This window comes from Xanthomonas sp. WHRI 1810A, assembly GCF_040202885.1.
Lineage (GTDB): Bacteria > Pseudomonadota > Gammaproteobacteria > Pseudomonadales > Pseudomonadaceae > Aquipseudomonas.
Map to the genome: position 1 here is coordinate 13783 of NZ_JBEGED010000018.1, position 23552 is coordinate 37334.

The window sequence follows — 23552 nt, forward strand, 5'->3', positions numbered from 1 at the left end:
TTGTTATAGGTGACGGTCACCGGGATGGCGGGCCTATGGCGGCGTCGACGGCGCGATCACTGATGACGGCCGCGACTGTACCGGACGCACCCGAAGCGTCAACCGCCCAGGTGCACCCACACCGATTTGGTCTGGGAGTAATGGGTCAGCGCTTCCAGGCAGCGATCACGCCCGTTGCCCGACTGCTTGAACCCGCCCCACGGCTGGGTCATGTCGCCGTGATCAAAACAATTGACCCAGACGATCCCCGCTTCCACGTCCCGGGCGAAGGTCAGCGCCTTGTCGATGTTCTGGGTCCAGACCGACGCCGCCAGGCCATAGATCGAATCGTTGGCGATCTCCAGCGCATGCTCCAGGCCGGTGACGCGAATGGCCGCCGCCACCGGACCGAACACTTCTTCCCGGGCCAGGGTCATCTCCGGGCTGATGTCGGCGTACAAGGTCGGACTGACGTAGGCGCCCTGCTCCAGGCCCTTGGGAATGCCGCCGCCAAACACCAGCCGCCCGCCCTCGACGTTGGCCTTGTCGATGTAACCCAGCACCCTTTTCTGCTGCTCGAACGACACCATCGACCCCATGCGGGTGCCCGGATCGAAGGGGTCGCCGGGCAGGTATCGGCCCTGGGCCACGGCGCTGAAACGCTCGATGAACTCGTCGTAGATGCTGTCCTGCACCAGCAGCCGGGACCCGGCGTTGCACACCTCGCCCTGGTTGGCGTAAATGCCGTTGACCGCGTAACTGACGGCGCGGTCCAGGTCGGCAACGTCGGCCAGGATGATCTGCGGGCTCTTGCCGCCGCATTCGGTGGTCACGCGCTTCATGTTCGATTGACCGGCGTAGATGAACATCTTCTTGCCCACCTCCACCGAACCGGTGAAGCCGATCTTGTCGACGTTCATGTGCAACGCCAGCGCCGCCCCCGCTTCATGGCCAAAGCCCTGGACCACGTTGAACACCCCCGGTGGCCCGCCGGCCTCCATGAACAGGCTTGCCAGCAAAACAGCGCTGGACGGCGACTGCTCGGCGGGCTTGAGCACCACCGAGTTGCCCATGGACAGCGCCGGGGCGAGTTTCCAGGCGGCCATCAGCAGCGGGTAATTCCACGGCACGATCAGCCCCACCACCCCCAGCGGCTGCCGCAGAATGTAATGCAGCGCTTCGGGCGTGGTGCTGGTGACGGCGCCTTCCAGCTTGTCGATGGTTTCGGCGAAGAACTGGAACGACAGCGCCGAATACGGCACGTCGACTTCCAGCATGTCGGTGATCGGCTTGCCCATGTCCAGCACGTCGAGCATGGCGAACGCCTCGGCGTTTTCGTCGATCAGGCGGGCGAAGCGGTACAGCACGGCCATGCGGTCCCGGGGTGCGAGCCGCGACCAGCTGCCGGATTTGAACGCCCGGCGCGCGGCTTTCACTGCCACATCGACGTCGGCGGCGGCGCTGCGGGGCGCCGTGCCGTGGACTTTGCCGGTGGCTGGGTTGACCACCTCGAACGTCTCGCCACTGAGCGCGGCACAGGGCTCGCCGTCGATGAAGTTGCTGATGCGGTAGTCGAAACCGCTCAAACGCTGCTGCCATTGGGCGGCGCTGCGTTGCGCCAGTGCCTGATACGTCGTGCTCATGTCCGAATCCTCAGTCTGTCAAAAGAGTGCAAAGCGCGGCCGGCTCAGGGCCGCGCGGCAGGAAACGCCCGCGCCACCCCCGGCGCGACGCTCAGGTAAATGCCGTCGCCGGGCCTGAGCGCGGCGTGATGCTGGGCATTGCCGTCCCGGGGCAAGTCCAGGGTCAGGGTGTCGACGCCGGGCACGCTGACCTGAATGCGCAGGGAGCGCCCGTGAAACAGCGTCTGCAGCACGGTGGCCTGGGTCATTGCCCCGTCGATCTCTGCGGGTCGTGCCTCCATGCGCAGGTCTTCGGGACGCAACGACACGGTGACCGGGTCCCCGCTGCGCAGCGGTGTGTCGCTGCGCGCCAGCATGTGCATCGCACCGACCCGCACGCTGAACAACGCGGCGTCACTGCCGGTCACCTCACCCGGCAGCAGGTTGCTGGCCCCGATAAAACCAGCGACGAAGGGGGTCGCCGGCTGGTCGTACAGCTCGGCGGGGCCGGCCACTTGCTCGATGCGACCGTTGCGCATCACCGCGATGCGGTCGGAAATCGACAGGGCTTCGGTCTGGTCGTGGGTCACCATCACGAAGGTGGTGCCCAACTGCGCCTGCAAGCGCTTGAGCTCGACCTGCATGTGCTGGCGCAGGTGCGCGTCCAGCGCCGACAACGGTTCATCCAGCAACAGCACCCGTGGCCGGCACACCAGCGCCCGGGCCATGGCAATCCGCTGCTGCTGTCCGCCTGATAGATCCTGCACCCGCGCACGGGCTTTGTCGGCCAGCCCCACCAGTTCCAGCATGTCGCGGATTCGCGTGAGCGCTTGGGCCGCACCGACCCCGGCCAGGCTCAGACCGAAACCGACGTTGTCGCTGACGTTCAGGTGCGGGAACAGCGCGTAGTCCTGGAACACCGTGTTCACCGGACGCCCGTACGGCGGCGCGGCAGTGAGGTCCTGGCCATCGATGAAAATCCGCCCCGCTGTCGGCCCCTCGAATCCCGCGATCAGGCGCAAAGTGGTGGTCTTGCCACAGCCGGACGGCCCGAGGAGGCTGATGAACTCACCGCTGGCGATGTCCAGGTCGATGTTGTCCACGCTCAGAATGCTCTCGGTGTAGCGCTTGCTGACGCCTTTGAGGCTGACCACACAGGGGTTTGTCACGATAATTCCCTCATCAACGTTGAACGGGCTTCTGCCGCAGGCGTGGGAGTCCGGCTTGCCGACGATTTGCCAGGCACTGGCTGCAAAACCTGACACCGCCATAGGCCTGATGCACTGCGTTATCTGGTTCTACTACCGCTACGCGGCAGATCGTCAGCAAGCTGGACTCCCACGCCCTCCGGGCAGAATCAACAGCCGAGACCCGGCATGGCCTCACCCACCCGCCTTGACCCGCTCAAACAACTTGGCCAGGTCGTCGTTGCTGGGAATCGGCTTGGTCAGCACGGTCTCGCGCAGCATGGTTTCCGGGTCGTTGGGCAGGGACAGTTCTTCGAGCCTGGCCGGCGGCACCTTGGCGAAGGCGGCTTTGCTGGCACTGCCGTAGCCGTATTCGTTGATCAGGCTGGCCCCGGACTCCGGGTTCAGGCGCGCGTTGATGAAGTCATAGGCCAGGTCCACGTGTTTGGCGTCCTTGAGCAGGACCATGCCGCAGACCCAGGTCAACATGCCCTCCTTGGGTTTCATGAACGCCACCGGCACGTTCTGTTTTTTCAGCGCCGTGGCCGAGGCGTTCCAGGCCATGGCCGCCACCAGTTCGCCGCTGGCCAGGCTTTGCTCCACCGAGGTCATGTCCGTGGTGTACGAGGACATCAACGGCCGTTGCTGACGCAGCATCGCGCCCACCTTATCGAGCTGGCTCTCGTCCATTTTCTTGAACGGGTCGACCCCTGCCAGCAAGGCAGCCACCAGCGGCGTGTCGTGAACGGCGTCGATGGTCGCCATCTTGCCGGCGTAGGGCGACGCGGGATCGAAGAACATCTTCCAGGTCGCCTCGGGGTTTTTCACCAGGTCGGTGCGGTACAGGATCGAGGTGTTACCCCAGTCCCACGGCACCATCCAGACCTTGCCGTCGGCATCGACGATGCCCGGCAGCTTCTGCAGCACGGGGAATACCTGATCCCAGTTCTTCAAGCGTTTAGGGTCCAGCGGCTGAATCAGGCCGGCCTGCTTCCAGCGCTCGATCTTGTCGTAACACGGGTGCGCCAGGTCAGGGTGAAAGCCGGCACGCGCCTTGGACAGCGCATCGTCATCGTCGCCAAACACCGAGATATCGACCTGCCCCAGATGGGCCTTTTCGAAATCGCTGTGGAACTGCGGCAACTCGTACCCGGACCAGGTGAAATAGGTCAGCTTGCCGCTGTCGGCGGCCTGGGCGCCCTGCTGGAAAAACGTGAGGCCCAGCGCAAATGCGCTCAACCCCAGCACCCAAGAGCGTGAATCGGTCATGCGAATGTTCATGAGACCTCCGAGCTATTTCGTAATGGAAGGGGCAGAGGAACGGGTGCCGCGGCGTCGCACATGCTCGGCGAACGCAGCGAGGATCACGGAAACCACGAGGATCACCGTGCCCAGCGCCATGACGCTGGGCAGTTGTTTGGGAAAGCGCAGCTGACTCCAGATGTAAATCGGCAGGGTCGGCTCGGTGCCCACCAGGAAGAACGCGACGATGAACTCGTCGAACGAGGTGATGAAGGCCAGCATGAACGCGGACAGCAGGCCCGGCAGCGCCAGGGGCAAGGCCACACGGCGCAAGGTGGTCCACTCGTCCGCGCCCAGGTCCATGGCCGCGTCTTCGAGGCTGCGCGGGAACGCGGCGAAACGGCTGCGCATCACCACCACCGTGGTCGGCAGGCAAAAGCACACGTGCCCGACCACGATCGAGCCCAGCGATGGGCCGGGGCCAATAAGGTTGACGCCCACCAGCAAGGCGATGCCCAGCACCACGCCGGGCAGCAGGATCGGCAACCGCGCCAGCAGCGAAATACTGCGGGCCAGCGGCGTGCTGCGGCGCAGGTCGGCGTAGGCAATCAGACACCCCGCCACCGTGGCGACGGCCGCCGCGATGCTCGCCACCATCAGGCTGTTCAGCGCGGCGTTGCGCAGGCGGGGGTCGTCCAGCAGGGTTTGATACCACTGCAGGGTGAAGCCCTTGAGCGGGAAGACGGGCGCGATGGAATCGTTGAACGAAAACACCGGGATCAACAGCGTCGGCAGGTACAGAAACACCAGATAGGCCGCGACGTAGGCCAGCAACCCGTGGCGGCTCAGGTAGCGGTTCATGTGCGGGTGCTCCAGCGGGTGATGATCCATCGCGCCGCCATCACGACCAGGGCAATGGCGATCATGCTGATCACCGCCAGCGCCGCACCGGCCGGCCAATCGTTGGCTTTGCCGAACTGCGCCTGAATCAGGGTACCGATCATCGAACTGTTGGGCCCGCCCACCAGCGCCGGGGTCACGTAGTCCCCCACCGTGGGCACGAACACCACCAGCGCCGCCGACAGAATCCCCGGCACCGACAGTGGCAGCAGCACCCGCAGGAACCCCTGATAAGGCCTCGCGCCCAGGTCGGCGGCGGCTTCGAACAGGTTCTTCGGCAGCCCTTGCAGGCAGATGTACAACGGCAGCACCGCGAACGCGGCGTAGGCGTGGGCCAGCGTCACCACCACTGTGGCCGGGGTATTGAGCAAACCGGTCAACGGCGCATCGGTGATGCCCAGCAGCATCAACGCCGAGTTGAGCACGCCGTTGTAGGCCAGGACGATTTTCCAGGCAAAGACCCGCAGCAAGTAGCTGGTCCAGAACGGCAGCGTCACCAGAAACAACAGCAGATGACGCCAGCGACCGGCCCTGAACGCCAGGTAGTAGGCCACGGGAAACGCCAGCGCCACCGTCGCCAGGGTGACAATCGCCGACAGGATGATCGAGCGCAGCAACACCAGGCGCGTCAACGGGTCGGTGAGCGCCGAGGACAGGTTATCCAGAGTAAACGCCGAACCGATGATCTGCCCGTCGTTGACCCGCACGCTCATGTACAGCAGCAGGCCCAGGGCAAACAGAATCAGGGTGCAGGTGATCAGCCCGCCCGGCAGGTTCAGCAGCGCGTCGAACAGCCGGGCCCGGGAGCGCCGCGGCGTGACCACAACAGGCGCGGAGACTGCCACGCTCGAGGTCTGGGGGCGGCTCATCGGTGACCTCCCCGCGCCCGGCGTTCGAACAGGTCTTGCAGGCGCATGACATTGGCCGCGACCCGGGCGACGTTGCGGTGCAGGGGCGCAGCCGGCATGGCTTTGAAGGGCGTGACCGGGTAAATGCTCTCCTCTGGCGGCAGACCCTGCACCAGATCGGCGACCAGTGCGCCCATGCGGGTGGCCATGGCCACGCCCCGCCCGTAATAGCCCAGGGCGACCGTCAGACCGGGTGCCGGCTGGCTGAGCAACGGAATGCTTGCCGCCGGTACCGCGACCCGTCCGCACCAGCAGTGGGTGATCGGGGTGCCGGCCAGCATCGGGTAGATGTCGAGCATTTCCCGGTGCACGCGGGCCACATCGTGCTCATTCAAGGCATCGCGGAACGCCCCGCGAGTGCCCAGCACAAAGCGGCCGTCCTCGGTCTTGCGGAAATAGCGCAGCACCCGAAAAGTGTCGGACACCGGCAGCCCGTCGGGCAGCACCTGCGCCTGCAACTCGGCGGGCAGCGGCGCGGTGGCCGCCTGCAAACTCCACAAGGTGACGTAGGTGTGGGGCAGCGCGGGCAATAACGGGGAGGAATAGGCGTTGGTGGCGATGATGACCTGCTCGGCCTGAATCTCGCCGCCGGCGGTCAGCACGGTCCAGCCCGACGCTGAGCGACGCAGGCTGAGTGCTGCGCAGTGCTCGAAAATGGCCACGCCACGTTGCCGGGCGGCGGCGGCCAGTCCGTGCACGTACTCGAACGGCTGAAGCTGTCCGGCCCGGCGGTCCAGCAGCGCGCCCTGATAGATAGCGGTACCCAGCCGCTCGGCGACTTGCGGGCGATCGAGCATCTCAACGCCGGCGCCACGCGCCTGCCATTGCGCGGCACGGGCCTGCAGCAGGCTGAGGGCGTGCTCGTTGTGGGCGGCCTGAAGCCAGCCGTTCTGCTGTGCGCCACAGGCGATGCCGAGCCGGTCGATCAGGCGGAACACGTAATCGGACGCGTCCCCCACCAGTTCCACCATCGCCGCCCCCCGCGCCGGGCCGAACCGCGCGATCAGTTCGTCCGGGTTGAGCTTGAGGCCGGGAATCACCTGCCCGCCATTGCGCCCGGAAGCGCCTGCACCGATGGCCATTGCGTCGATGACCACCACCTCACCCTGGGCGCCGCCCTCCTCGCTCAACGCCAGCGCGGTAGACAGACCGGTGTAGCCCGCGCCGATTACTACGCAACGGGTACGTGTCGGCAAGCGCGCCGCCAGTGACGGACCGCAGGCATTTTCCTGCCAGAGGCAGTGAAAGACGTCGGTTATTTTCAAGATTCACCCGTATCGATTAACGATATGGTGCTAGGTATAGGCGATATGACGCAGCACGCAAGGCGATGTCCGTACACACGTCGTAATCGGTGTCATGGGGTCGTAATTCACCCGTGAGGTATCGATGTTCGATACGGCGTCAGACCATGTAGAAGTGAGCTAGCTCACGATGGCGGCCGCACATTCGACACATCGCCCGCGCCTGAAACAGCTATCGCGAGCAAGCTCACCGCTACACGGGAACTGGAATGCCGGCGAGACCTCGGTCGGACAAGCCCTGCGACAGCAGCCCCCTCCGCGAGGAGGCCGTCGATTGACGAAGCACCCTTACCATGCTTTCCTACACGCCTTGTTACGGGTGCCCCTCACAGGGTGAAACGGGAAACCGGTGCGTATCGGCCGCAAGGCTTGTGCAAGTCCGGCGCTGCCCCCGCAACGGTAAGCGAGAGAAGAGTCAATCCACTGTGTCTGTCATGGCTGTTGGCATGGGGCATGGGAAGGCGACTCTTGGAGGTGCACGCCGCGCGCGTTCTGCCCCTCGCAAGCCCGGAGACCGGCCCGCAACTGACACCTAACAAACCCGCGGTGGGCGGGCGCTGTTGAGTCTCTGCTGACGCCTGTCAGCGGGTTTCCCTGCGCTTTCCTGCTCGCTGATATTTTCAGAGGGACGCGCCATGTCGATCAGCACCACCACCCATGCAGCTTCCAGCACCCCCGCTACCGCTACCGCCACCCAAAGCCAACGCCTGACCGCTGCCGTCAGCGCAATGATCCTGGGTGCGTTCCTGGTCTACTTCGCCGGCTTCTCGCACATCGACGCGGTGCACAACGCGGCGCACGACACCCGTCACAGCTCTGCCTTTCCGTGCCATTGAGGCCTGACGCCATGTTCAAGCGTATCGCGCAAACGGCCGGGTTCACCGGGCTGATCGCGGCCCTGTTGCTAACCGTGCTGCAGAGTTTGTGGGTCGGGCCGCTGATTCATCTGGCGGAGACCTACGAAAAAGCCCCGGCTGCTCAAGCCGCTCAAGCCCACGAACATGCCGACGGCGCCATGCCCGGCCATGTGCATGATGCCGAAGCCTGGGAACCGGAAGACGGTTGGCAGCGGGTTACCTCCACCGCGGGCGGCAATCTGGTGGTGGCAGTCGGCTTCTCCTTGATGCTTGCGGCGCTGTACACCCTGCGCGCGCCGGCTCGTACGTCTCAGGGCGCACTCTGGGGTTTGGCAGGTTTTGCGGTGTTCGTCCTGGCGCCGACCCTCGGCCTGCCGCCCGAACTGCCCGGCACTGCGGCTGCGGACCTGACTCAGCGTCAGTTCTGGTGGATTGGCGCGGCGGCGTCGACGGCCGTTGGCCTGTCGCTGATCGTGTTCGGTCGGCATTGGGCGCTCAAGGCACTGGCCGTTGCGATTCTGGTGGTGCCCCATGTCATCGGCGCGCCGCAGCCCGTCGTTCATTCAAGCCTGGCCCCGGAAGCCCTGGCGGCGCAGTTCAAAACGGCCTCGCTGCTGACCAATTTCGTGTTCTGGGTGGCCATGGGCCTGATCAGCGCCTGGCTGTTCCGTCGTAACAACCCTGAGTTGCGCGCCACCGAACTGCCACAGGCCGCATGACCGCTACCCGCCTGCCGCCGACGCTGGTGGCGGGCATTGGATGCCGGCGGGGTTGTTCGGCCGGGTCGCTGCAGGCTTTGATTGAAAGCAGCCTCACGGACCACGGCCTTCGTATTGAAGCCATCACCGCCCTCGCCTCCATCAACCTGAAATCGTCGGAGCCGGGGCTGGTTGAGCTGGCCGAAGCGCTGGGGCTGCCGCTGGTGGTATTCAGCGCCGATGAACTGGCCAGGTTCGAGCCGCAGTTGAGCCATCGTTCGATGGCTGCGTTCGAGGCCACCGGTTGTTATGGCGTCGCAGAAAGCGCGGCGCTGGCGTTAGCTTCGCAGCTGCTCAACGCCCCGCATCGTTTATTGATCACCCGCTGCAAAACCCGCGACGCTACGTTCGCCCTTGCCGGACTCCTGTAGGAGCGCGCTTGCCCGCGATTGCGTAGTGTCAGGCGATACATCGGTTGCAGAACGTTCCCATTCGCGGGCAAGCGCGCTCCTACAGTTCAAGGAATTCACCATGACCGTTTTTTTCATCGGCGCAGGCCCCGGCGACCCGGAACTGATCACGGTCAAGGGCCAACGCCTGATCCGCAGTTGCCCGGTCATCATCTACGCAGGCTCCTTGGTCCCGGAAGCCGTGCTGGAAGGCCATCAGGCGGTTCAGGTCACCAACAGCGCCGAATTGCACCTCGAGCAGATCATCGCGCTGATGAAATCCGCTCATGAACAGGGCCAGGATGTGGCGCGCGTCCACTCCGGCGATCCTAGCCTGTACGGCGCGATTGGCGAGCAGATTCGTTGCCTGCGGGCATTGCAGATCCCGTTCGAGATCATCCCCGGGGTGACGGCCACTGCGGCGTGCGCGGCGATACTCGGCACCGAACTGACCCTGCCGGACATTTCCCAGACCGTGATCCTGACCCGCTACGCCGACAGCACCCCGATGCCCGACGGCGAAGCGCTGGGCGAGCTGGCACAGCACAAGGCGACCATGGCGATTCACCTGGGAGTCAAGCACGTCGGCCGGATCGTGGCCGAGTTGACGCCGCACTACGGCGCAGACTGCCCGATTGCCGTGGTGCACCGCGCCAGCTGGCCGGATCAGGGCTGGGTGGTCGGAACCTTGGCTGACATCGAGGCGAAGGTGCAGGAAAAAGGCTTTCGGCGCACGGCATTGATCCTGGTGGGGCGTGTGCTGGGCAATGAGGTGTTCAGTGAGTCGGCGCTGTACCGCGCGGGGCATGCGCATCTGTTCAGACCGTAGCTGCTGAGCGACTGTAGGAGCGCGCTTGCCCGCGATGGCGGTGTGTCATCAAACATCAGGTGGTCTGGCAGGACGCAATCGCGGGCAAGCGCCCTCCTACAAAAGCCTTCGCCCACAAAAAAGCCCCGAACCAGTCGGGGCTTTTTCGTTGAGGCGCTCCACCACTCAGTAGTAAGCGTTCTCTTTTTGCGTGTGGTCGGTCACGTCGCGCACGGCGCTCAGCTCGGGAATGCGTTCGAGCAAGGTGCGCTCGATGCCTTCCTTGAGCGTGACGTCGGCCTGACCACAACCCTGGCAACCCCCACCGAACTGCAGCACCGCGATGTTGGCGTCGTCTTCTTCGACGACGTCAATCAGGCTGACCTGGCCGCCGTGGCTGGCCAGTCCCGGATTGATCTCGGTTTGCAGGTAGTAGTTGATGCGCTCGTTGATCGGGCTGTCGGCGTTGACCATCGGGACTTTGGCGTTGGGCGCCTTGATGGTCAGCTGGCCGCCCATGCGGTCGGTGGCGTAGTCGACAACCGCGTCGTCCAGAAACGCTTCACTGAACGAGTCGATCCAGGCCGTGAAGTTTTTCAGGCCGATGGCCTTGTCTTCGGGTTTCTCTTCGCCTGGCTTGCAGTAAGCAATGCAGGTTTCAGCGTATTGGGTGCCAGGCTGGGTAATAAACACGCGGATGCCGATGCCCGGCGTGTTCTGCTTTTCCAGCAGGTCGGCCAAATAATCGTGGGCGGCATCAGTAATAGTAATAGCGGTCATGAAAATTCCTCGCAGACGTGGCGGCAGTTTACGCCAATCGGAAGCAACTGACAAAGTCCTAGTATTCTACTCAGGTAAAGAACACCCACGCCTACTCAGGAAAGCGCCGTTTCCTTCGCCAGCCGTCGGTTATCCAGCCAGCCCTTCATCCGGCGATACAGCCCCTTCTCGATCACTTCGTAACTGGCCAGGGCCCCCAGCGCAATGATCGGCACGCACACCGCAAACACGGCGTACGGGTTCAGGCCGTACCGCTCGGTCAGCAACCAGCCGCCGTACAGCACCAGCACGTGCAACAGATACACCGAATACGAACAATCGCCCATGGTTTTCAGGAAGCGATTGCCACGGAAATACGGTTCAAGGGAAATACACGCCACCACAATCACCGCGCTCGGCACACCCCAGTTAAGGAAGCGATTGCTGGGCTGCAGCGCATTGATGGTGAACAGCGCCGCGCCGATGGCCACCAGCGGCAGCCACAACCGCTGGCTGATCCAGCCCCTTCGGTAAACCATGCCGATGCCGATGCCCAGCAGAAACTCATACACGATGTCGTTGGCGTAGAAGCGGCTGATCAAGCCCGAGCGCCCCAGCACATCGCTGACGGCGAACAACGCTGCCGCGATGATCAGCGGGCGATGGCGTTGCTGGAACAGGAACACCAGGGAAAACAGCACGTAGAACAGCATCTCGTAGTTCAGTGTCCAGCCGACGTTCAGGGTCGGGTACAAGCCATAGCCACCCGGATTCTCCGAAGGAATGAACAGCAGCGAGAGCATGAAGCTTTGCCAGTCGACCACTTGATGCGGCAACAGCGGGCTGGCGACGACCACCAGCAGACCCATGACCAGCGTATACAGCCAATAGGCGGGGACGATCCGGATGATGCGGTTAAGCATGAAGCGCCCGGCCGGCATGTCTTTGTCGAGGGTCGAGAGGTAGATGACCAGGCCGCTGATGACGAAGAAGATGTCGACGCCGACCGCGCCCTTGGAGGAGAAGAACTCACCCAGCGGACCGCTCGGGTGGAAGTCGAAGAAAATCTGCATGAAGTGATGACACACTACGGCCCACGCGGCGAGTGCCCGCAGGGCTTGAACCGAAATCAACATCGCTAACCTCTTGTTACCTACACTGGAAACTACAACACAGCCCTTCGGCATGGCCTGTTCAACGCCAACGATTCAGGACGACTCGCAGGTTCGGACTGCCTGATGGCGCAAAAGGTTCGCCGCCTCCGACCGCACGAATAATGGCGGCAGGCCATGTTCTGTAAGGGTTTAAGACGCAAACCCAACACTTGTAGGAGCGCGCTTGCCCGCGAAGGCGTCGTCAGACCGTTATAAAAAATTGACTGAACAAACGCTCATACCGGATCGACCGGTGTTCTTTGCTGGAGTGAGGCTTGCCCGCGAAGGTGTTCTGTTTTGGAGCATTTGTGATGGCACCCAGCGCTTCGCGGGCAAGCCTCGCTCCAACATGGACAGACATCCCCTCAACATGAACCAGATTCATGTAAAACCGCGAACGGTTTAAAACGGCGCAGGTTTGCTATCATTTCGCGCTTCGTATTACCGCTTGTTTCCAGCTCTTCATTTTCAGCTTTTCTTCATCCGGGTAGACCTATGTCAGATCGCAGCGCGCGTCTTCAAGCATTCCAGCAGGCACTTAAAGAGCGGATCCTGATCCTCGACGGCGGCATGGGCACGATGATCCAGAGTTATCGCCTGGAAGAAGAAGACTACCGTGGCAAGCGTTTCGCCGACTGGCCCAGCGACATCAAGGGCAACAATGACCTGCTGATCCTGACCCGCCCGGACGTGATCGGCGCCATCGAGAAGGAATACCTCGACGCCGGCGCCGACATCCTGGAAACCAACACCTTCAACGCCACCCAGGTGTCCCAGGCCGACTACGGCATGGAAGCGCTGGTCTACGAACTCAACGTCGAAGGCGCCCGCCTGGCGCGCAAGGTCGCCGACGCCAAGACCCTGGAAACACCGGACAAACCGCGCTTCGTTGCCGGCGTGCTCGGCCCCACCAGCCGCACCTGTTCGCTGTCGCCGGACGTCAACAACCCCGGCTACCGCAACGTCACCTTCGACGAGCTGGTAGAGAACTACACCGAAGCCACCAAAGGCCTGATCGAAGGCGGCGCCGACCTGATCCTGATCGAGACCATCTTCGACACACTCAACGCCAAGGCCGCGATCTTCGCCGTGCAAGGCGTGTTCGAAGAGGTGGGGTTCGAGCTGCCGATCATGATCTCCGGCACCATCACCGACGCGTCCGGGCGCACCCTGTCCGGGCAGACCACCGAAGCGTTCTGGAACTCGGTCAGCCACGCCAAGCCGATTTCCGTGGGCCTGAACTGCGCCCTCGGTGCCAGCGAGCTGCGTCCTTATCTGGAAGAGCTGTCGAACAAGGCCAGCACCCACATTTCCGCGCACCCCAACGCCGGCCTGCCCAACGAATTCGGCGAATACGACGAAGCGCCGAACCAGACGGCGGCGGTGATCGAAGAATTCGCCCAGAGCGGCTTTCTCAACATTGTGGGCGGCTGCTGCGGCACCACGCCCGGGCACATCAAGGCCATCGCCAACGCGGTAAAGGGCTACGCGCCGCGGGTGATCCCGGACATTTCGAAGGCCTGTCGCCTGTCCGGCCTGGAACCGTTCACCATTGATCGCAGCTCGTTGTTCGTCAACGTCGGCGAGCGCACCAACATCACCGGCTCCGCGCGCTTTGCCCGCCTGATCCGTGAAGACAATTACACCGAAGCCCTGGAAGTCGCCCTGCAGCAGGTGGAAGCCGGCGCCCAGGTGATCGACATCAACATGGACGAGGGCATGCTGGACTCGAAGAAGGCCATGGTGACCTTCCTCAACCTGATTGCCGGTGAGCCGGACATCTCCCGCGTGCCGATCATGATCGACTCCTCCAAGTGGGAGGTGATCGAAGCGGGCCTCAAGTGCATCCAGGGCAAGGGCATCGTCAACTCCATCAGCATGAAGGAAGGCGTGGAGCAGTTCATTCACCACGCCAAACTGTGCAAGCGCTACGGCGCCGCCGTGGTGGTGATGGCCTTTGACGAAGACGGTCAGGCCGACACCGAGGCGCGCAAGAAGGAAATCTGCAAGCGCTCCTACGACATCCTGGTCAACGACGTAGGCTTCCCGCCGGAAGACATCATCTTCGACCCGAACATCTTCGCCATCGCCACCGGTATCGAGGAGCACAACAATTACGCCGTCGACTTCATCAACGCCTGCGCCTACATCCGCGACCACCTGCCCCACGCCCTGACCTCCGGTGGCGTGTCCAACGTGTCGTTCTCGTTCCGTGGCAACAACCCGGTGCGCGAGGCGATTCACTCGGTGTTCCTGCTGTACGCGATCCGCAACGGGCTGACCATGGGCATCGTCAACGCTGGCCAGTTGGAGATCTACGACCAGATCCCGGCCGAACTGCGTGACGCGGTGGAAGACGTGGTCCTCAACCGCACGCCGGAAGGCACCGACGCATTGCTGGCCCTTGCCGACAAGTACAGAGGCGACGGCAGCGTCAAGGAAGCGGAAACCGAGGAATGGCGCGGCTGGGAGGTCAACAAGCGGCTGGAGCACGCACTGGTCAAGGGCATCACCACCCACATCGTCGAAGACACCGAAGAATCGCGACTGACTTTCAAGCGCCCCATCGAGGTCATCGAAGGCCCGCTGATGTCCGGCATGAACATCGTCGGCGACCTGTTCGGTTCGGGGAAAATGTTTCTGCCCCAGGTGGTGAAATCTGCCCGGGTCATGAAGCAGGCCGTGGCGCACCTGATTCCGTTCATCGAAGCGGAGAAAGGTGACAAGCCCGAAGCCAAGGGCAAGATCCTCATGGCCACGGTCAAGGGCGACGTGCACGACATCGGCAAGAACATCGTCGGCGTGGTCCTGGGCTGCAACGGCTACGACATCGTCGACCTGGGGGTGATGGTGCCGGCGGAGAAAATCCTGCAGGTGGCCAAAGAACAGAAGTGCGACATCATTGGTTTGTCCGGCCTGATCACCCCGTCGCTGGACGAGATGGTGCACGTCGCTCGGGAAATGCAGCGTCAGGACTTCCACCTGCCGCTGATGATCGGCGGCGCCACGACCTCCAAGGCCCACACGGCGGTGAAGATCGAGCCCAAGTACAGCAACGACGCCGTGATCTACGTCACCGATGCGTCCCGCGCGGTGGGGGTTGCCACGCAGCTGCTGTCCAAGGAACTGAAGCCGGCGTTCATCGAGAAAACCCGGCTGGAATACGTCGAAGTGCGCGAACGCACCTCGGCCCGTAGCGCGCGCACCGAGCGTTTGAGCTACGGCGCGGCGATAGCCAAGAAGCCGCAGTTCGACTGGTCCGCCTACGTGCCGGTCAAGCCGACGTTCACCGGCGCCAAGGTGCTGGAAGACATAGACCTCAACGTGCTGGCCGAGTACATCGACTGGACGCCGTTCTTTATTTCCTGGGACCTGGCCGGCAAATACCCGCGCATCCTCACCGATGAGGTGGTGGGTGAAGCCGCCACGTCGCTGTTCCACGACGCCCAGGAGATGTTGCGCAAGCTGATCGACGAAAAACTGATTCGTGCCCGTGCCGTGTTTGGTTTCTGGCCGGCCAATCAGGTCGATAACGACGACCTGGAAGTCTACGGCGATGACGGCAAGCCCCTGAGCAAGCTGCATCACCTGCGCCAGCAGATCATCAAGACCGACGGCAAGCCGAACTTCTCGCTGGCCGACTTCGTCGCACCGAAAGCCAGCGGCGTCACCGACTACATCGGCGGCTTCATCACCACCGCCGGGATCGGCGCCGAGGAAGTGTCCAAGGCGTATCAGGACGCGGGCGACGATTACAACGCGATCATGGTCAAGGCCCTGGCCGACCGTCTGGCCGAGGCCTGCGCCGAATGGCTGCACCAGCAGGTGCGTAAAGAGCACTGGGGTTACGCCAAGGATGAGACCCTGGACAACGATGAGCTGATCAAAGAGAAATACGTCGGCATCCGCCCTGCCCCCGGCTACCCGGCCTGCCCGGATCACACCGAAAAGGCGCAGCTGTTCGACCTGCTGGACCCGACCCAGGGCGACGGCAAGCCGGGCGTCAGCGGCGTGTTCCTGACCGAGCACTTCGCGATGTTCCCGGCCGCAGCGGTCAGCGGCTGGTACTTCGCCCACCCACAGGCGCAGTATTTTGCCGTGGGCAAGGTCGACAAGGATCAGGTCGAAAGCTACACCGCCCGCAAACAGCAAGACCTGCGCGTGACCGAACGCTGGCTGGCGCCGAATCTGGGGTATGAGGAGTAAAAGCCGTTGCGGGTTTGATGGTTCCCACGCTCCGCGTGGTAACCGCTCTCCGGACGCTCCGCGCCCCTTTGACGCGGAGCGTCAGCAACGGCATTCCCACGCCGAGCCTGGGAACGATCATCAAACCCTCATGCCGCGGATTCTGTAGGAGCCAACTTGTTGGCGAAGCGATAATGCAGTGTCTCAGGTATGACCCCTCGCTAGCACGTCCGCTCGGGTTTTGAAAAAACACCCAGCCCCATCAGCTCGCCGTCGCTTCCGGCAGCGAAGTAATCAACGTGCAGCCACACTCGCAAGGGTCACCGTGAAACGCGACGGGCACGTCATCGTCGCTGAATCCCGAATTGCCCTGGGCAATCCTCGTTGCACCGTGGCCTGGCAGTGGACACAAGACGCTGTCGCCTACGCGCGCGGCGCCAAGACCGTCAAATATCATCGACTCCGAGCCGGTTTTGACCGTGCCGCCGCCGGTGGTTTTGTCGCCGATGCGGATGATGCCTTTCATGTGAAATCCTTTTTCAGCTCGGCTGATCGGGTCAGCGAGGTTGATTGAGGTATCGGCCTTCCGGTGACGGGGTCGAGTTTCAAGTCTTGGGTCAGGCGCTGGATCAGCTCCGGCGAGGGTTTTTCAGGCGAGACATTGGCTTCGCGGGCTTCCAGCCATTGCAGCTTGCCGTCCCACGGCGGCAGTTTGGCCGGTGGCAGCGGGAGGATGTCGTTGATTTCGGGGACTTTGGGGTGGGCGTATGAATAGTCGGCGAGGATGTTCCAGATTTTGTTGTAGCGTCCGGCTCGTTCAGGGTCTGACTGCTGACCAAGATAATCTAAATTATTCGCTTGTTCCGGGCCTGAAAATCCACCTTGCAAAAAACTAGCAGAGGTTGAATTACCTGCGGCGACGCCGAGTTGAAACACCTCCAAAGCATCTCGATATTCCCGTCTACCTTGGAGGTTGATTGCTAGCTGTAGTGCTGCGGGACCGTGCCCTTGCTCAGCGGCACAACGGCGCATTTGTCGCGCTACATTCGGCGCCCTGTCGCTAGGCGCCAGCGCATCACCGATTTCGTATTGGGCTTGCGCACTTCCCTCATCGGCGGCTTTGCGTAGAAAACGCAGCGACATTTCCATGTCCTGTTTCAAGTCCGCGATACCGTTTTTCAGAAACAGCGAAACAAAGTAGTACCCCGTGGCGACGTTTGCATCGATCAGGTCTTGACTGAAGCGCAAGAGCTCATGGCCTCGCAGTTTGAATTTTCCGCGCAGGCTGCCGTTCTGCAGGTTGATATTGGCTTTGGGATTGCCATTTTCGGCAGCGATTCGGTACAGCCGAGTGATTTCAAGGTCGGTATTCGGGTCCTGTTTCAGCTGGTTGTTTTTTTCCAACCAGCGGGCGTACTGGAAGAGCACATCGCTGTCGGCGTTGGCCGGAGGGATAAGCTCGTGTTTGCAGGTAAAGGCCAGCTTGTCCTTAATCGCACCAAGCGACGGCACCGATGCGCTGTTCTCATGCCTGGCTTCTGGCGAGTCGCAACCCGCGAGCAACAGGCATGACCACACCCAGGCGCGGCTCTTCATGCCAGCCTCCACATCACTTGCACCGGGCCTTCGCGGACGGCCTTGGGCAGCGGCCAGATGCGATCTTCGTGATAACGCATCCGCTCAACGGGAAAAACATCGCCTTGCTCGAAATGACGAATGATCGGCTGACCGCCAGGCGTGTGCAGCGCCGAGTGCTCGACGACCTGCCAGTAACCGCTGACCGGGCACGGGCTGCCGGCGAGGCAACTGTCGGCAGAAAGATGCGCCTGGCTAAAGCCTTTTGCGCCCGGCATCGGCCTGCCGGTGGCGGGGTCGAGTTTCAGGTCCTGGGTCAGGCGCTGAATCAGTTCCGGCGAAGGTTTTTCGGGCGGGACGTTGGCTTCGCGGGCTTCCAGCCACTGCAGCTTGCCGTCCCACGGCGGCAGTTTGGCCGGTGGCAGCGGGAGGATGTCGTTGATTTCGGGGACTTTGGGGTGGGCGTAGGAATATCTGGTCAGGATGCGCCAGATGGTTTTGTAGCGTGCGGCGCGTTCCAAGTCTTCTTGCAGACCCATGTAATACAGTTCGTTGGTCGGCTCAGGCCCTCCAAACCCCTCGCCTAGACGGCCTGCAGAAGAGTCATCACCCGCTGCAACTCCCAACTGAAGTGCTTCCAGCGATTCACGGTATTGCTTCTTAGTCTGCAAATCGACGCCCAACGCGCGGGCGGCTCGCCCCTGTCCTTGTTCAGCTGCGCAACGGCGCATATGTCGCGCGACATCCGGCGCCCTGCTGCTCGGCGCCAGTGCCTCCCCGATTTCGTATTGGGCTTGCGCACTGCCCTCGTCGGCGGCCTTGCGCAGGTAGCGCAGCGACATTTCGATGTCCTGATTAAGATCGGCAATGCCGTTTTTCAGAAACAGCGACACGAAGTAGTAACCCGTGGCCACGTTGACATCGATCAAGTCTTGACTGAAGCGCAGGAGCTCATGGCCTCGCAGTTTGAACTTGCCGCGCAGGCTGCCGTTCTGCAGGTTGATACTGGCTTTGGGATGACCATTTTCGGCGGCGATGCGGTACAGCCTCTCGATTTCAAGATCTGTATTCGCGTCCTGTTTCAGCTGATTGTTCTTCTGCAAGTAACGGGCGTACTGAAACAGCACATCGCTGTCGGCACTGGACGGGGGGATAACTTCATGTTGGCAGGTAAAGGCGAGATTGTCCTTGATGGCGGCGAGTGATTTCATCGGAAAGTCCTTGTCCGGGGATGGCGGTAGCCCATTGCCGCCGTCACAGGCGGCAAGGGTGAGGCAGGCAAGCAGCAGTAATCGCCGCATCAGTCGAGGTCCGTCAACTTGGCAGGAGCGTAATGAAACTCGACGAGCGGCGCATAAGGCTCGCTTTTGAACTCGCCGTCTTGGAGTGTCTTGTTCTTATCAATGATGTCTTGCCAAGCCTGGAACGCCGCTTCCGGATCATCCTGCACCCCCTTCCCCGCCGTATGCAGGTCCCACAACCTCCTCCTCAAATCCCGCGTCGTGCTCGCCCACTCATGGGCAATGTTCAATTCGCTATCCACCTGCATGCTGCGAGTGTTGATGTTGGCCGAGCCGTGGGTGGTGAAGACGTCGTCGATGATCATGAGCTTGGAGTGGATGTACACCGGCATCCAGTTGCCAGCCGGTGAGTCAGGCGCCACCAGTGAGCAGATGTGGACCTTGAGGTTGGGGATGTCCTCGGGTTTGAGCACTTCTTGCTGGATGGCCTTGATCCGGTCTTCGAGCACAGCCATCCGAAAGGCCGCCGAGCTTTGGGCGTCGCGCTGCTGTTCGCGGGCCTTTTCGCTGATCGCGCTGTCACGCCCGGTCAACAGCCCGGTCAAGAGGGTCAGCGCCTGGTCTTCGATCAGTTCGCCCAGGTCCGGCTCCTGTACTGCGGCTTTTGCCCTGGCTGCTTCGATGCGTTGCAGTTGGGTGATTTTCGGCATGGTGTCGCCGCGCCCCAGGCTGTCGAGCATGCGCTGGGTGTTGACCGTGCCTTTGCCGATCCCATCGTCGGTGACATTGGTGATCACGAACAGGTGCAAAGCGCCGTGCTTGCCGGGGTCGCGCCCGCCATGGGTCTGGGCGGCTGCGACCTTCTTGATCAGTTCGGCCAGCGGCGGCCAGCGAAAATACTGGTTTTCGATGTAGATGAAGCCCGTGGCGTTGTTCACCGCTTGCAGGTAGAGCTTCTCGATGTCGCGTCGGCCTTCCTGGGCCTGGGTGCGCAGGATCTGAGCGAAATGCCGGTGCTCGTTGGGCGGGCATTTCAAGCGTTTGCCCAAGGCCATGGCATCGCGAGTGGTCATCAGGTCTTCACCTGTGGCGTCGAACCAGGCGGTGGCGAAGTTGTGGTGCAGGTGTTCCAGAATCGGCCCGGCCACCTGGCTTGAGATGTCCTGACGCGGCGTATCGCCGCGAGGGCCTGCGTTGGGCGCAGGTTTGCCGGCTTTGTCGCGGTTGAGCGCCGAATGTGCGTCGGTGTCCCAATATTCGTCGAGGGTGTTGTGGCCCATGACGAAACCCACCGCCAGCTCAGGGGCTTCATAGTCCACCAGCACGGTTTTCTGATGGTGGGTGACCGCTCCGCCAAGGGCCGCAAGTGTGCCGGCGCTCAGGTTCGGATCGGAGCCGTGGTACCTGGCCTGGTGAATGATCTCCGCACGATCGAACAGGCTGAAGCCACGACTGGCGTAGGCTGGCACCTCTGAGTTGCGCCGCAACGGCGCAGGAATGCCTGCTATGGAACAGATTGCGAACCACTTGCGGTCGTAGGCGTACTGATCGTCAGTGGCGCTTTGCATCGCGCGATCGCCAATCGGTAGACGCCCCTTGCCCGGCAGGTTCGCCTCACCGGCCAGGCCTGCGGTGTTGAACGGCATCTCCCAGCCCAACACCCGCACCTTCACGCCCTGCTTGGCCTTTTCCATCAGCAGCTCACCGATGCAGGGATGCTCACCGCCGTTGCGGATGAAATACATCGACGGCTGAAACCCCCAGCAGATGATGTCCACCGACTTGGTCGCGCCTGCAATAGCCCGGTGCACGGCACGAAAGGTCTCCTGGCCGTTGACCAACGGTTTGTAGGTCGCCAACGCAGGCCCGTACTCGGTGTCCTGCACGTACCACGGGGCGCACAGGGTAACGGTCTCGGTGTCCTGGAATGCAATGGGCGCAACGATTTCGGGCTGGGTCATGGGGCCTCCTCTTCCTGATCGGCGGTGTTGTTGAGCACGGCGGCATACAGCGTGCGGTGGTCGGTGTGCGTGGCGGGTTGATTGACGGGGGTGGCGGGGTCTGAACGGTGGTTGTGCAACCCCTGGTTGGCCAGCTTTCCCTGTTCAGCATTGCTGTAGGCGGCAGGGGCGGGAATCCGGTAGCTGACGCCGTTCGCCAGTTCCAGCCGGTACTCCTGCGTCGCCGCCTGATGGTCGATCTCGACATGGCCACTGCCGTCCATGACGCCCTCGCCGATCAAGCCGCCATTTGCGTAAACCTTGTAGGGCATGTGGGCCCAGCCACCCGCATGGTTGGGCGTTGCTGCCAGCTTGAAACGCATGGGTTGGCGGGTGAGCTGTTGCGGGTAGTCGGGATGGTCGGCGGCCATGGTGGCCGCGCCCTTTTTGTAGCGGAAATTCGCGGCCTTGAGCACGTGATCTCCCGCCGTCCCCGATTCGATAAGGCCTTGTTCAAGGATCAGGTAACTGCCTGCAGCGTTGAGCACGATCTTCTTCTTGGCGACGATGTGGATTTCGTCTTCTGTGCTGGTGATGCTCAGTCCTTGACGGGCCAACAACTCCAGCGTGTCGTTCTGCGCCTGCACGGTGACCGGGCCTTGGTTGGCAATCAGCTTGATGCCCAGCTTGCGCACGAACAGGCTCAACCCTTGCCCTACGCCGATGAACATGCGCTTGACCACGCCGATGTCGGCCTCGCCCCCGGCGTTGAGCATCAGGTTGTCTTGGGCGGCCAGTTGCACATGCTTGCCGCTGGTGAGGGCGATGCCTTGCGGTGCGCTGAGCAGCAGTACGGCTGAATGGAGCTGTTCGAGATTGTGCTGGAGAAAATCCAGTTGCGTCTGCACACCCGCGGGCTCGGCCTTACTCGCCTGGGCATCTTGAGACAGCCCTTGCATCTGCTCGACTGCCTGCTGCAAGTGCGCAATGGCCGAGGCCATTTCCAACTGCTGCCCTTGCGCACGGGCCTGTTCATCGGCACTGATGAACAGCCCCTTCCCGCCCCGAATGGCGCCCCACCCATCAGTACGCAGTTCGAAGCCTTCACCGCGCTTCTGCTTTCCGGCATCCACCAGATGGCCCAGATTAAGCTGGCTCTTGCCGCTGTGGTCGGTGCTGAGCTTGACATGTTCCTTACCGCGCTGATCTTCCATGCGCAGTTTGTTATTGGACGGCGTGCGCAGCACATTGCGGGTGAAGTCCCGATCAGCCAGGGTGACTGGGTCGGGATGCCGGTTATCGTGCAGGGCATGAGCTATGTAGGGCCGGTCGGGGTCGCCGTGTTCGAAGGCCACGGCCACTTCGGTGCCGGCAATAAGCGGCAGGTGCAGGCCGTGGATGTCGCCCGCATAAGGACGGGCCAGACGCAGCCACGCGCTTTCATGACCAGGCGCCCACGTGTCTCGGTCGAACAGGAAGTTGACCTTGTAGCGCCCTTCCCCGTCGATGTGGCCATAGGGGTCGTTGGCGATCACGCTGGTGACGCGCGCGGCAACCGTGCCTGCGAGCCGCGGCTTGGGCGGGACGTGGGGACGAAAACAAACGGTTTCGCTGCAGGGAATGGCTTCGAAGATGACCTCGAAACTGCGGTCACGGGCCGCGCTTAGACTCAGGCGGGTGATTACTGCGCCTGGCTCGAACGCCTTGGGTGCGTCGCCGGTTACGTTCAGGATTTGCGCCAGCGCCAAGGCCGCACTGCTACTGACGCCGCTTAAGCGCGTCTGGGCGTTGAGATAACGTTCGTGCCGCAACCGGGCATAGAAAAAGCCGCTTTCACTTTCAAGGTCTTCGTCCTGATCCAGCGCGTTGCCCTGCACCGTATAGGGTTCGGCGTAGTGATAGGCCTCGCCATAGGTGGTGGTGGCGCGGCGGCTCTGGTCGACTTCGCCGTCAAGCCAGGCGTGCACGTCCCGTGGGTCGTAGGCACGAAAGTGAATGTGTTTCTCCACCACCTGATGGCTGGACTGCAGCTGCCACACCGCATCCTGATCATTGCTGTCCAGCCCCGATAGCGCGCGACACGGCACTTCGGTCCGTGGCCATTGATAGTGGCGCTGATCGTCGTGAAATTCGATGACATCGATGTTGAGGCGGGTGTCGTGGGCGAAACGAAACCAGATGCCCACTTCGGCCAGCAGGCGCGAGATGAAAGCCAGATCGCTTTCGCCGAACTGCATCACTTGCTCTCGCCGAGGGTATTCACGGGTGAGGGTGAACACGAAATCCTGCCCCTCCATGCCGTGGCGGCTGCGCAGAATGCTGTCGACAATCTCCGGCACTGACAGGTGTTGGTAAAGACGGTACTGATGCCCGCGGGACATTAAGGCCATGCGCGGTTCAAGCGTGAGTTCGTAGCGTGCCTCGTCTCTGGAAGTGGACACGCACTTGAAGCCTGTGACCACACCACGAAGGGTGCGCAACGGCTCGATGGTCGGCACCGGCAAACCGCGTATAACCTTGGGCAATAAGTTCGATGCGGTGTGCAGTGTCAGCCGGGCCTTTTTGCCGAGCATCTGTTCGGCACCGATACTTCGCGTCTTCGAGGTGAATTCGATGATGTAGATGAACGGCTGGCTGAGCTGTTCTTCACCGGTGAAGGTCAGCACATTGAGTGCGTCATCAAGTGCATCGACGTGCAGTGTGTGACGACTGTGATCAAAAAAGGCCTGCAGTGGGTCAGCCAT

General features: G+C 62.4%; 18 protein-coding genes and 1 riboswitch. Of the genes, 5 read left to right on the top strand and 13 right to left on the bottom strand.

Features of this window, described 5'->3' with window-relative positions:
• Positions 1 to 98: 98 nt before the first annotated feature.
• From ABQX22_RS22225 to ABQX22_RS22250, 6 genes are all read right to left on the bottom strand, one after another.
• A complete protein-coding gene (locus ABQX22_RS22225) occupies positions 99 to 1622 on the bottom strand; it encodes an aldehyde dehydrogenase (protein ID WP_349802023.1) in 1524 nt (507 codons plus the stop codon).
• Positions 1623 to 1666: 44 nt separating this feature from the next.
• Complete coding sequence (locus ABQX22_RS22230) at positions 1667 to 2770, bottom strand: ABC transporter ATP-binding protein (protein WP_349802024.1); 1104 nt, start codon at positions 2768 to 2770, stop codon at positions 1667 to 1669.
• A gap of 213 nt (positions 2771 to 2983) precedes the next feature.
• Positions 2984 to 4057: an ABC transporter substrate-binding protein gene (locus ABQX22_RS22235; RefSeq protein ID WP_349802025.1), complete on the bottom strand. Its 1074-nt coding sequence runs from the start codon at positions 4055 to 4057 to the stop codon at positions 2984 to 2986.
• 24 nt (positions 4058 to 4081) lie between these two features.
• Complete coding sequence (locus ABQX22_RS22240) at positions 4082 to 4891, bottom strand: ABC transporter permease (protein WP_349802026.1); 810 nt, start codon at positions 4889 to 4891, stop codon at positions 4082 to 4084.
• Positions 4888 to 5799 (bottom strand): ABC transporter permease, encoded by a 912-nt coding sequence (locus ABQX22_RS22245; RefSeq protein ID WP_349802027.1) that lies wholly within the window; start codon positions 5797 to 5799, stop codon positions 4888 to 4890. The genes ABQX22_RS22240 and ABQX22_RS22245 overlap by 4 nt, the downstream gene beginning before the upstream one ends.
• On the bottom strand, positions 5796 to 7103 hold the full coding sequence (locus ABQX22_RS22250; RefSeq protein WP_349802028.1) for an NAD(P)/FAD-dependent oxidoreductase: 1308 nt from the start codon (positions 7101 to 7103) through the stop codon (positions 5796 to 5798). The genes ABQX22_RS22245 and ABQX22_RS22250 overlap by 4 nt, the downstream gene beginning before the upstream one ends.
• A 339-nt stretch (positions 7104 to 7442) precedes the next feature.
• Positions 7443 to 7679: riboswitch (cobalamin riboswitch) on the top strand.
• 98 nt (positions 7680 to 7777) lie between these two features.
• On the opposite strand from ABQX22_RS22250, the gene ABQX22_RS22255 reads away from it, so the two are divergent.
• The 4 genes from ABQX22_RS22255 (at position 7778) to cobM (ending at position 9975) form a co-directional block, all read left to right on the top strand.
• On the top strand, positions 7778 to 7978 hold the full coding sequence (locus ABQX22_RS22255) for a CbtB domain-containing protein (RefSeq protein WP_349802029.1): 201 nt from the start codon (positions 7778 to 7780) through the stop codon (positions 7976 to 7978).
• Positions 7979 to 7989: 11 nt separating this feature from the next.
• Positions 7990 to 8718, top strand: a complete 729-nt coding sequence (locus ABQX22_RS22260) for a CbtA family protein (RefSeq protein ID WP_349802030.1) — start codon at positions 7990 to 7992, stop codon at positions 8716 to 8718.
• Positions 8715 to 9128 carry a cobalamin biosynthesis protein gene (locus ABQX22_RS22265; protein ID WP_349802031.1) on the top strand — a complete coding sequence of 138 codons (414 nt, stop codon included), beginning with the start codon at positions 8715 to 8717 and terminating at the stop codon, positions 9126 to 9128. Before ABQX22_RS22260 ends, ABQX22_RS22265 begins: the two co-directional genes overlap by 4 nt.
• A 100-nt stretch (positions 9129 to 9228) precedes the next feature.
• A complete protein-coding gene (gene cobM / locus ABQX22_RS22270; protein WP_349802032.1) occupies positions 9229 to 9975 on the top strand; it encodes a precorrin-4 C(11)-methyltransferase in 747 nt (248 codons plus the stop codon).
• Positions 9976 to 10140: 165 nt separating this feature from the next.
• Here cobM and nfuA read toward each other — a convergent pair whose 3' ends face one another.
• Complete coding sequence (nfuA, locus tag ABQX22_RS22275) at positions 10141 to 10734, bottom strand: Fe-S biogenesis protein NfuA (protein ID WP_349802033.1); 594 nt, start codon at positions 10732 to 10734, stop codon at positions 10141 to 10143.
• Between the two features lie 95 nt (positions 10735 to 10829).
• A complete protein-coding gene (locus tag ABQX22_RS22280; protein WP_349802034.1) occupies positions 10830 to 11849 on the bottom strand; it encodes an acyltransferase family protein in 1020 nt (339 codons plus the stop codon).
• Positions 11850 to 12362: 513 nt separating this feature from the next.
• On the opposite strand from ABQX22_RS22280, the gene metH reads away from it, so the two are divergent.
• Complete coding sequence (gene metH / locus ABQX22_RS22285) at positions 12363 to 16073, top strand: methionine synthase (RefSeq protein WP_349802035.1); 3711 nt, start codon at positions 12363 to 12365, stop codon at positions 16071 to 16073.
• Positions 16074 to 16314: 241 nt separating this feature from the next.
• On the opposite strand, the gene ABQX22_RS22290 is transcribed toward metH, so the two are convergent.
• From ABQX22_RS22290 to ABQX22_RS22310, 5 genes are all read right to left on the bottom strand, one after another.
• A complete protein-coding gene (locus ABQX22_RS22290; protein ID WP_349802036.1) occupies positions 16315 to 16578 on the bottom strand; it encodes a PAAR domain-containing protein in 264 nt (87 codons plus the stop codon).
• Positions 16575 to 17648 carry an SEL1-like repeat protein gene (locus tag ABQX22_RS22295; RefSeq protein ID WP_349802037.1) on the bottom strand — a complete coding sequence of 358 codons (1074 nt, stop codon included), beginning with the start codon at positions 17646 to 17648 and terminating at the stop codon, positions 16575 to 16577. The genes ABQX22_RS22290 and ABQX22_RS22295 overlap by 4 nt, the downstream gene beginning before the upstream one ends.
• The gene (locus ABQX22_RS22300; protein WP_349802038.1) at positions 17645 to 18838 is read right to left on the bottom strand and encodes an SEL1-like repeat protein; all 1194 of its coding nucleotides are present in this window, start codon (positions 18836 to 18838) and stop codon (positions 17645 to 17647) included. Before ABQX22_RS22300 ends, ABQX22_RS22295 begins: the two co-directional genes overlap by 4 nt.
• 89 nt (positions 18839 to 18927) lie before the next feature.
• Complete coding sequence (locus ABQX22_RS22305) at positions 18928 to 20829, bottom strand: phospholipase D-like domain-containing protein (RefSeq protein WP_349802039.1); 1902 nt, start codon at positions 20827 to 20829, stop codon at positions 18928 to 18930.
• The gene (locus ABQX22_RS22310; protein WP_349802040.1) at positions 20826 to 23552 is read right to left on the bottom strand and encodes a type VI secretion system Vgr family protein; all 2727 of its coding nucleotides are present in this window, start codon (positions 23550 to 23552) and stop codon (positions 20826 to 20828) included. The genes ABQX22_RS22305 and ABQX22_RS22310 overlap by 4 nt, the downstream gene beginning before the upstream one ends.

Bases quoted from the DNA above. Each gene is read 5' to 3' on its own strand.
- ABQX22_RS22235 (WP_349802025.1), bottom strand. From the start codon at position 4,057: ATGACCGATTCACGCTCTTGGGTGCTGGGGTTGAGCGCATTTGCGCTG.
- ABQX22_RS22295 (WP_349802037.1), bottom strand. From the start codon at position 17,648: ATGAAGAGCCGCGCCTGGGTGTGGTCATGCCTGTTGCTCGCGGGTTGC.
- ABQX22_RS22290 (WP_349802036.1), bottom strand. From the start codon at position 16,578: ATGAAAGGCATCATCCGCATCGGCGACAAAACCACCGGCGGCGGCACG.
- ABQX22_RS22280 (WP_349802034.1), bottom strand. From the start codon at position 11,849: ATGTTGATTTCGGTTCAAGCCCTGCGGGCACTCGCCGCGTGGGCCGTA.
- ABQX22_RS22255 (WP_349802029.1), top strand. From the start codon at position 7,778: ATGTCGATCAGCACCACCACCCATGCAGCTTCCAGCACCCCCGCTACC.
- ABQX22_RS22305 (WP_349802039.1), bottom strand. From the start codon at position 20,829: ATGACCCAGCCCGAAATCGTTGCGCCCATTGCATTCCAGGACACCGAG.
- metH (WP_349802035.1), top strand. From the start codon at position 12,363: ATGTCAGATCGCAGCGCGCGTCTTCAAGCATTCCAGCAGGCACTTAAA.
- ABQX22_RS22245 (WP_349802027.1), bottom strand. From the start codon at position 5,799: ATGAGCCGCCCCCAGACCTCGAGCGTGGCAGTCTCCGCGCCTGTTGTG.
- ABQX22_RS22240 (WP_349802026.1), bottom strand. From the start codon at position 4,891: ATGAACCGCTACCTGAGCCGCCACGGGTTGCTGGCCTACGTCGCGGCC.
- ABQX22_RS22265 (WP_349802031.1), top strand. From the start codon at position 8,715: ATGACCGCTACCCGCCTGCCGCCGACGCTGGTGGCGGGCATTGGATGC.
- ABQX22_RS22260 (WP_349802030.1), top strand. From the start codon at position 7,990: ATGTTCAAGCGTATCGCGCAAACGGCCGGGTTCACCGGGCTGATCGCG.
- ABQX22_RS22310 (WP_349802040.1), bottom strand. From the start codon at position 23,552: ATGGCTGACCCACTGCAGGCCTTTTTTGATCACAGTCGTCACACACTG.
- ABQX22_RS22225 (WP_349802023.1), bottom strand. From the start codon at position 1,622: ATGAGCACGACGTATCAGGCACTGGCGCAACGCAGCGCCGCCCAATGG.
- nfuA (WP_349802033.1), bottom strand. From the start codon at position 10,734: ATGACCGCTATTACTATTACTGATGCCGCCCACGATTATTTGGCCGAC.
- ABQX22_RS22300 (WP_349802038.1), bottom strand. From the start codon at position 18,838: ATGAAATCACTCGCCGCCATCAAGGACAATCTCGCCTTTACCTGCCAA.
- cobM (WP_349802032.1), top strand. From the start codon at position 9,229: ATGACCGTTTTTTTCATCGGCGCAGGCCCCGGCGACCCGGAACTGATC.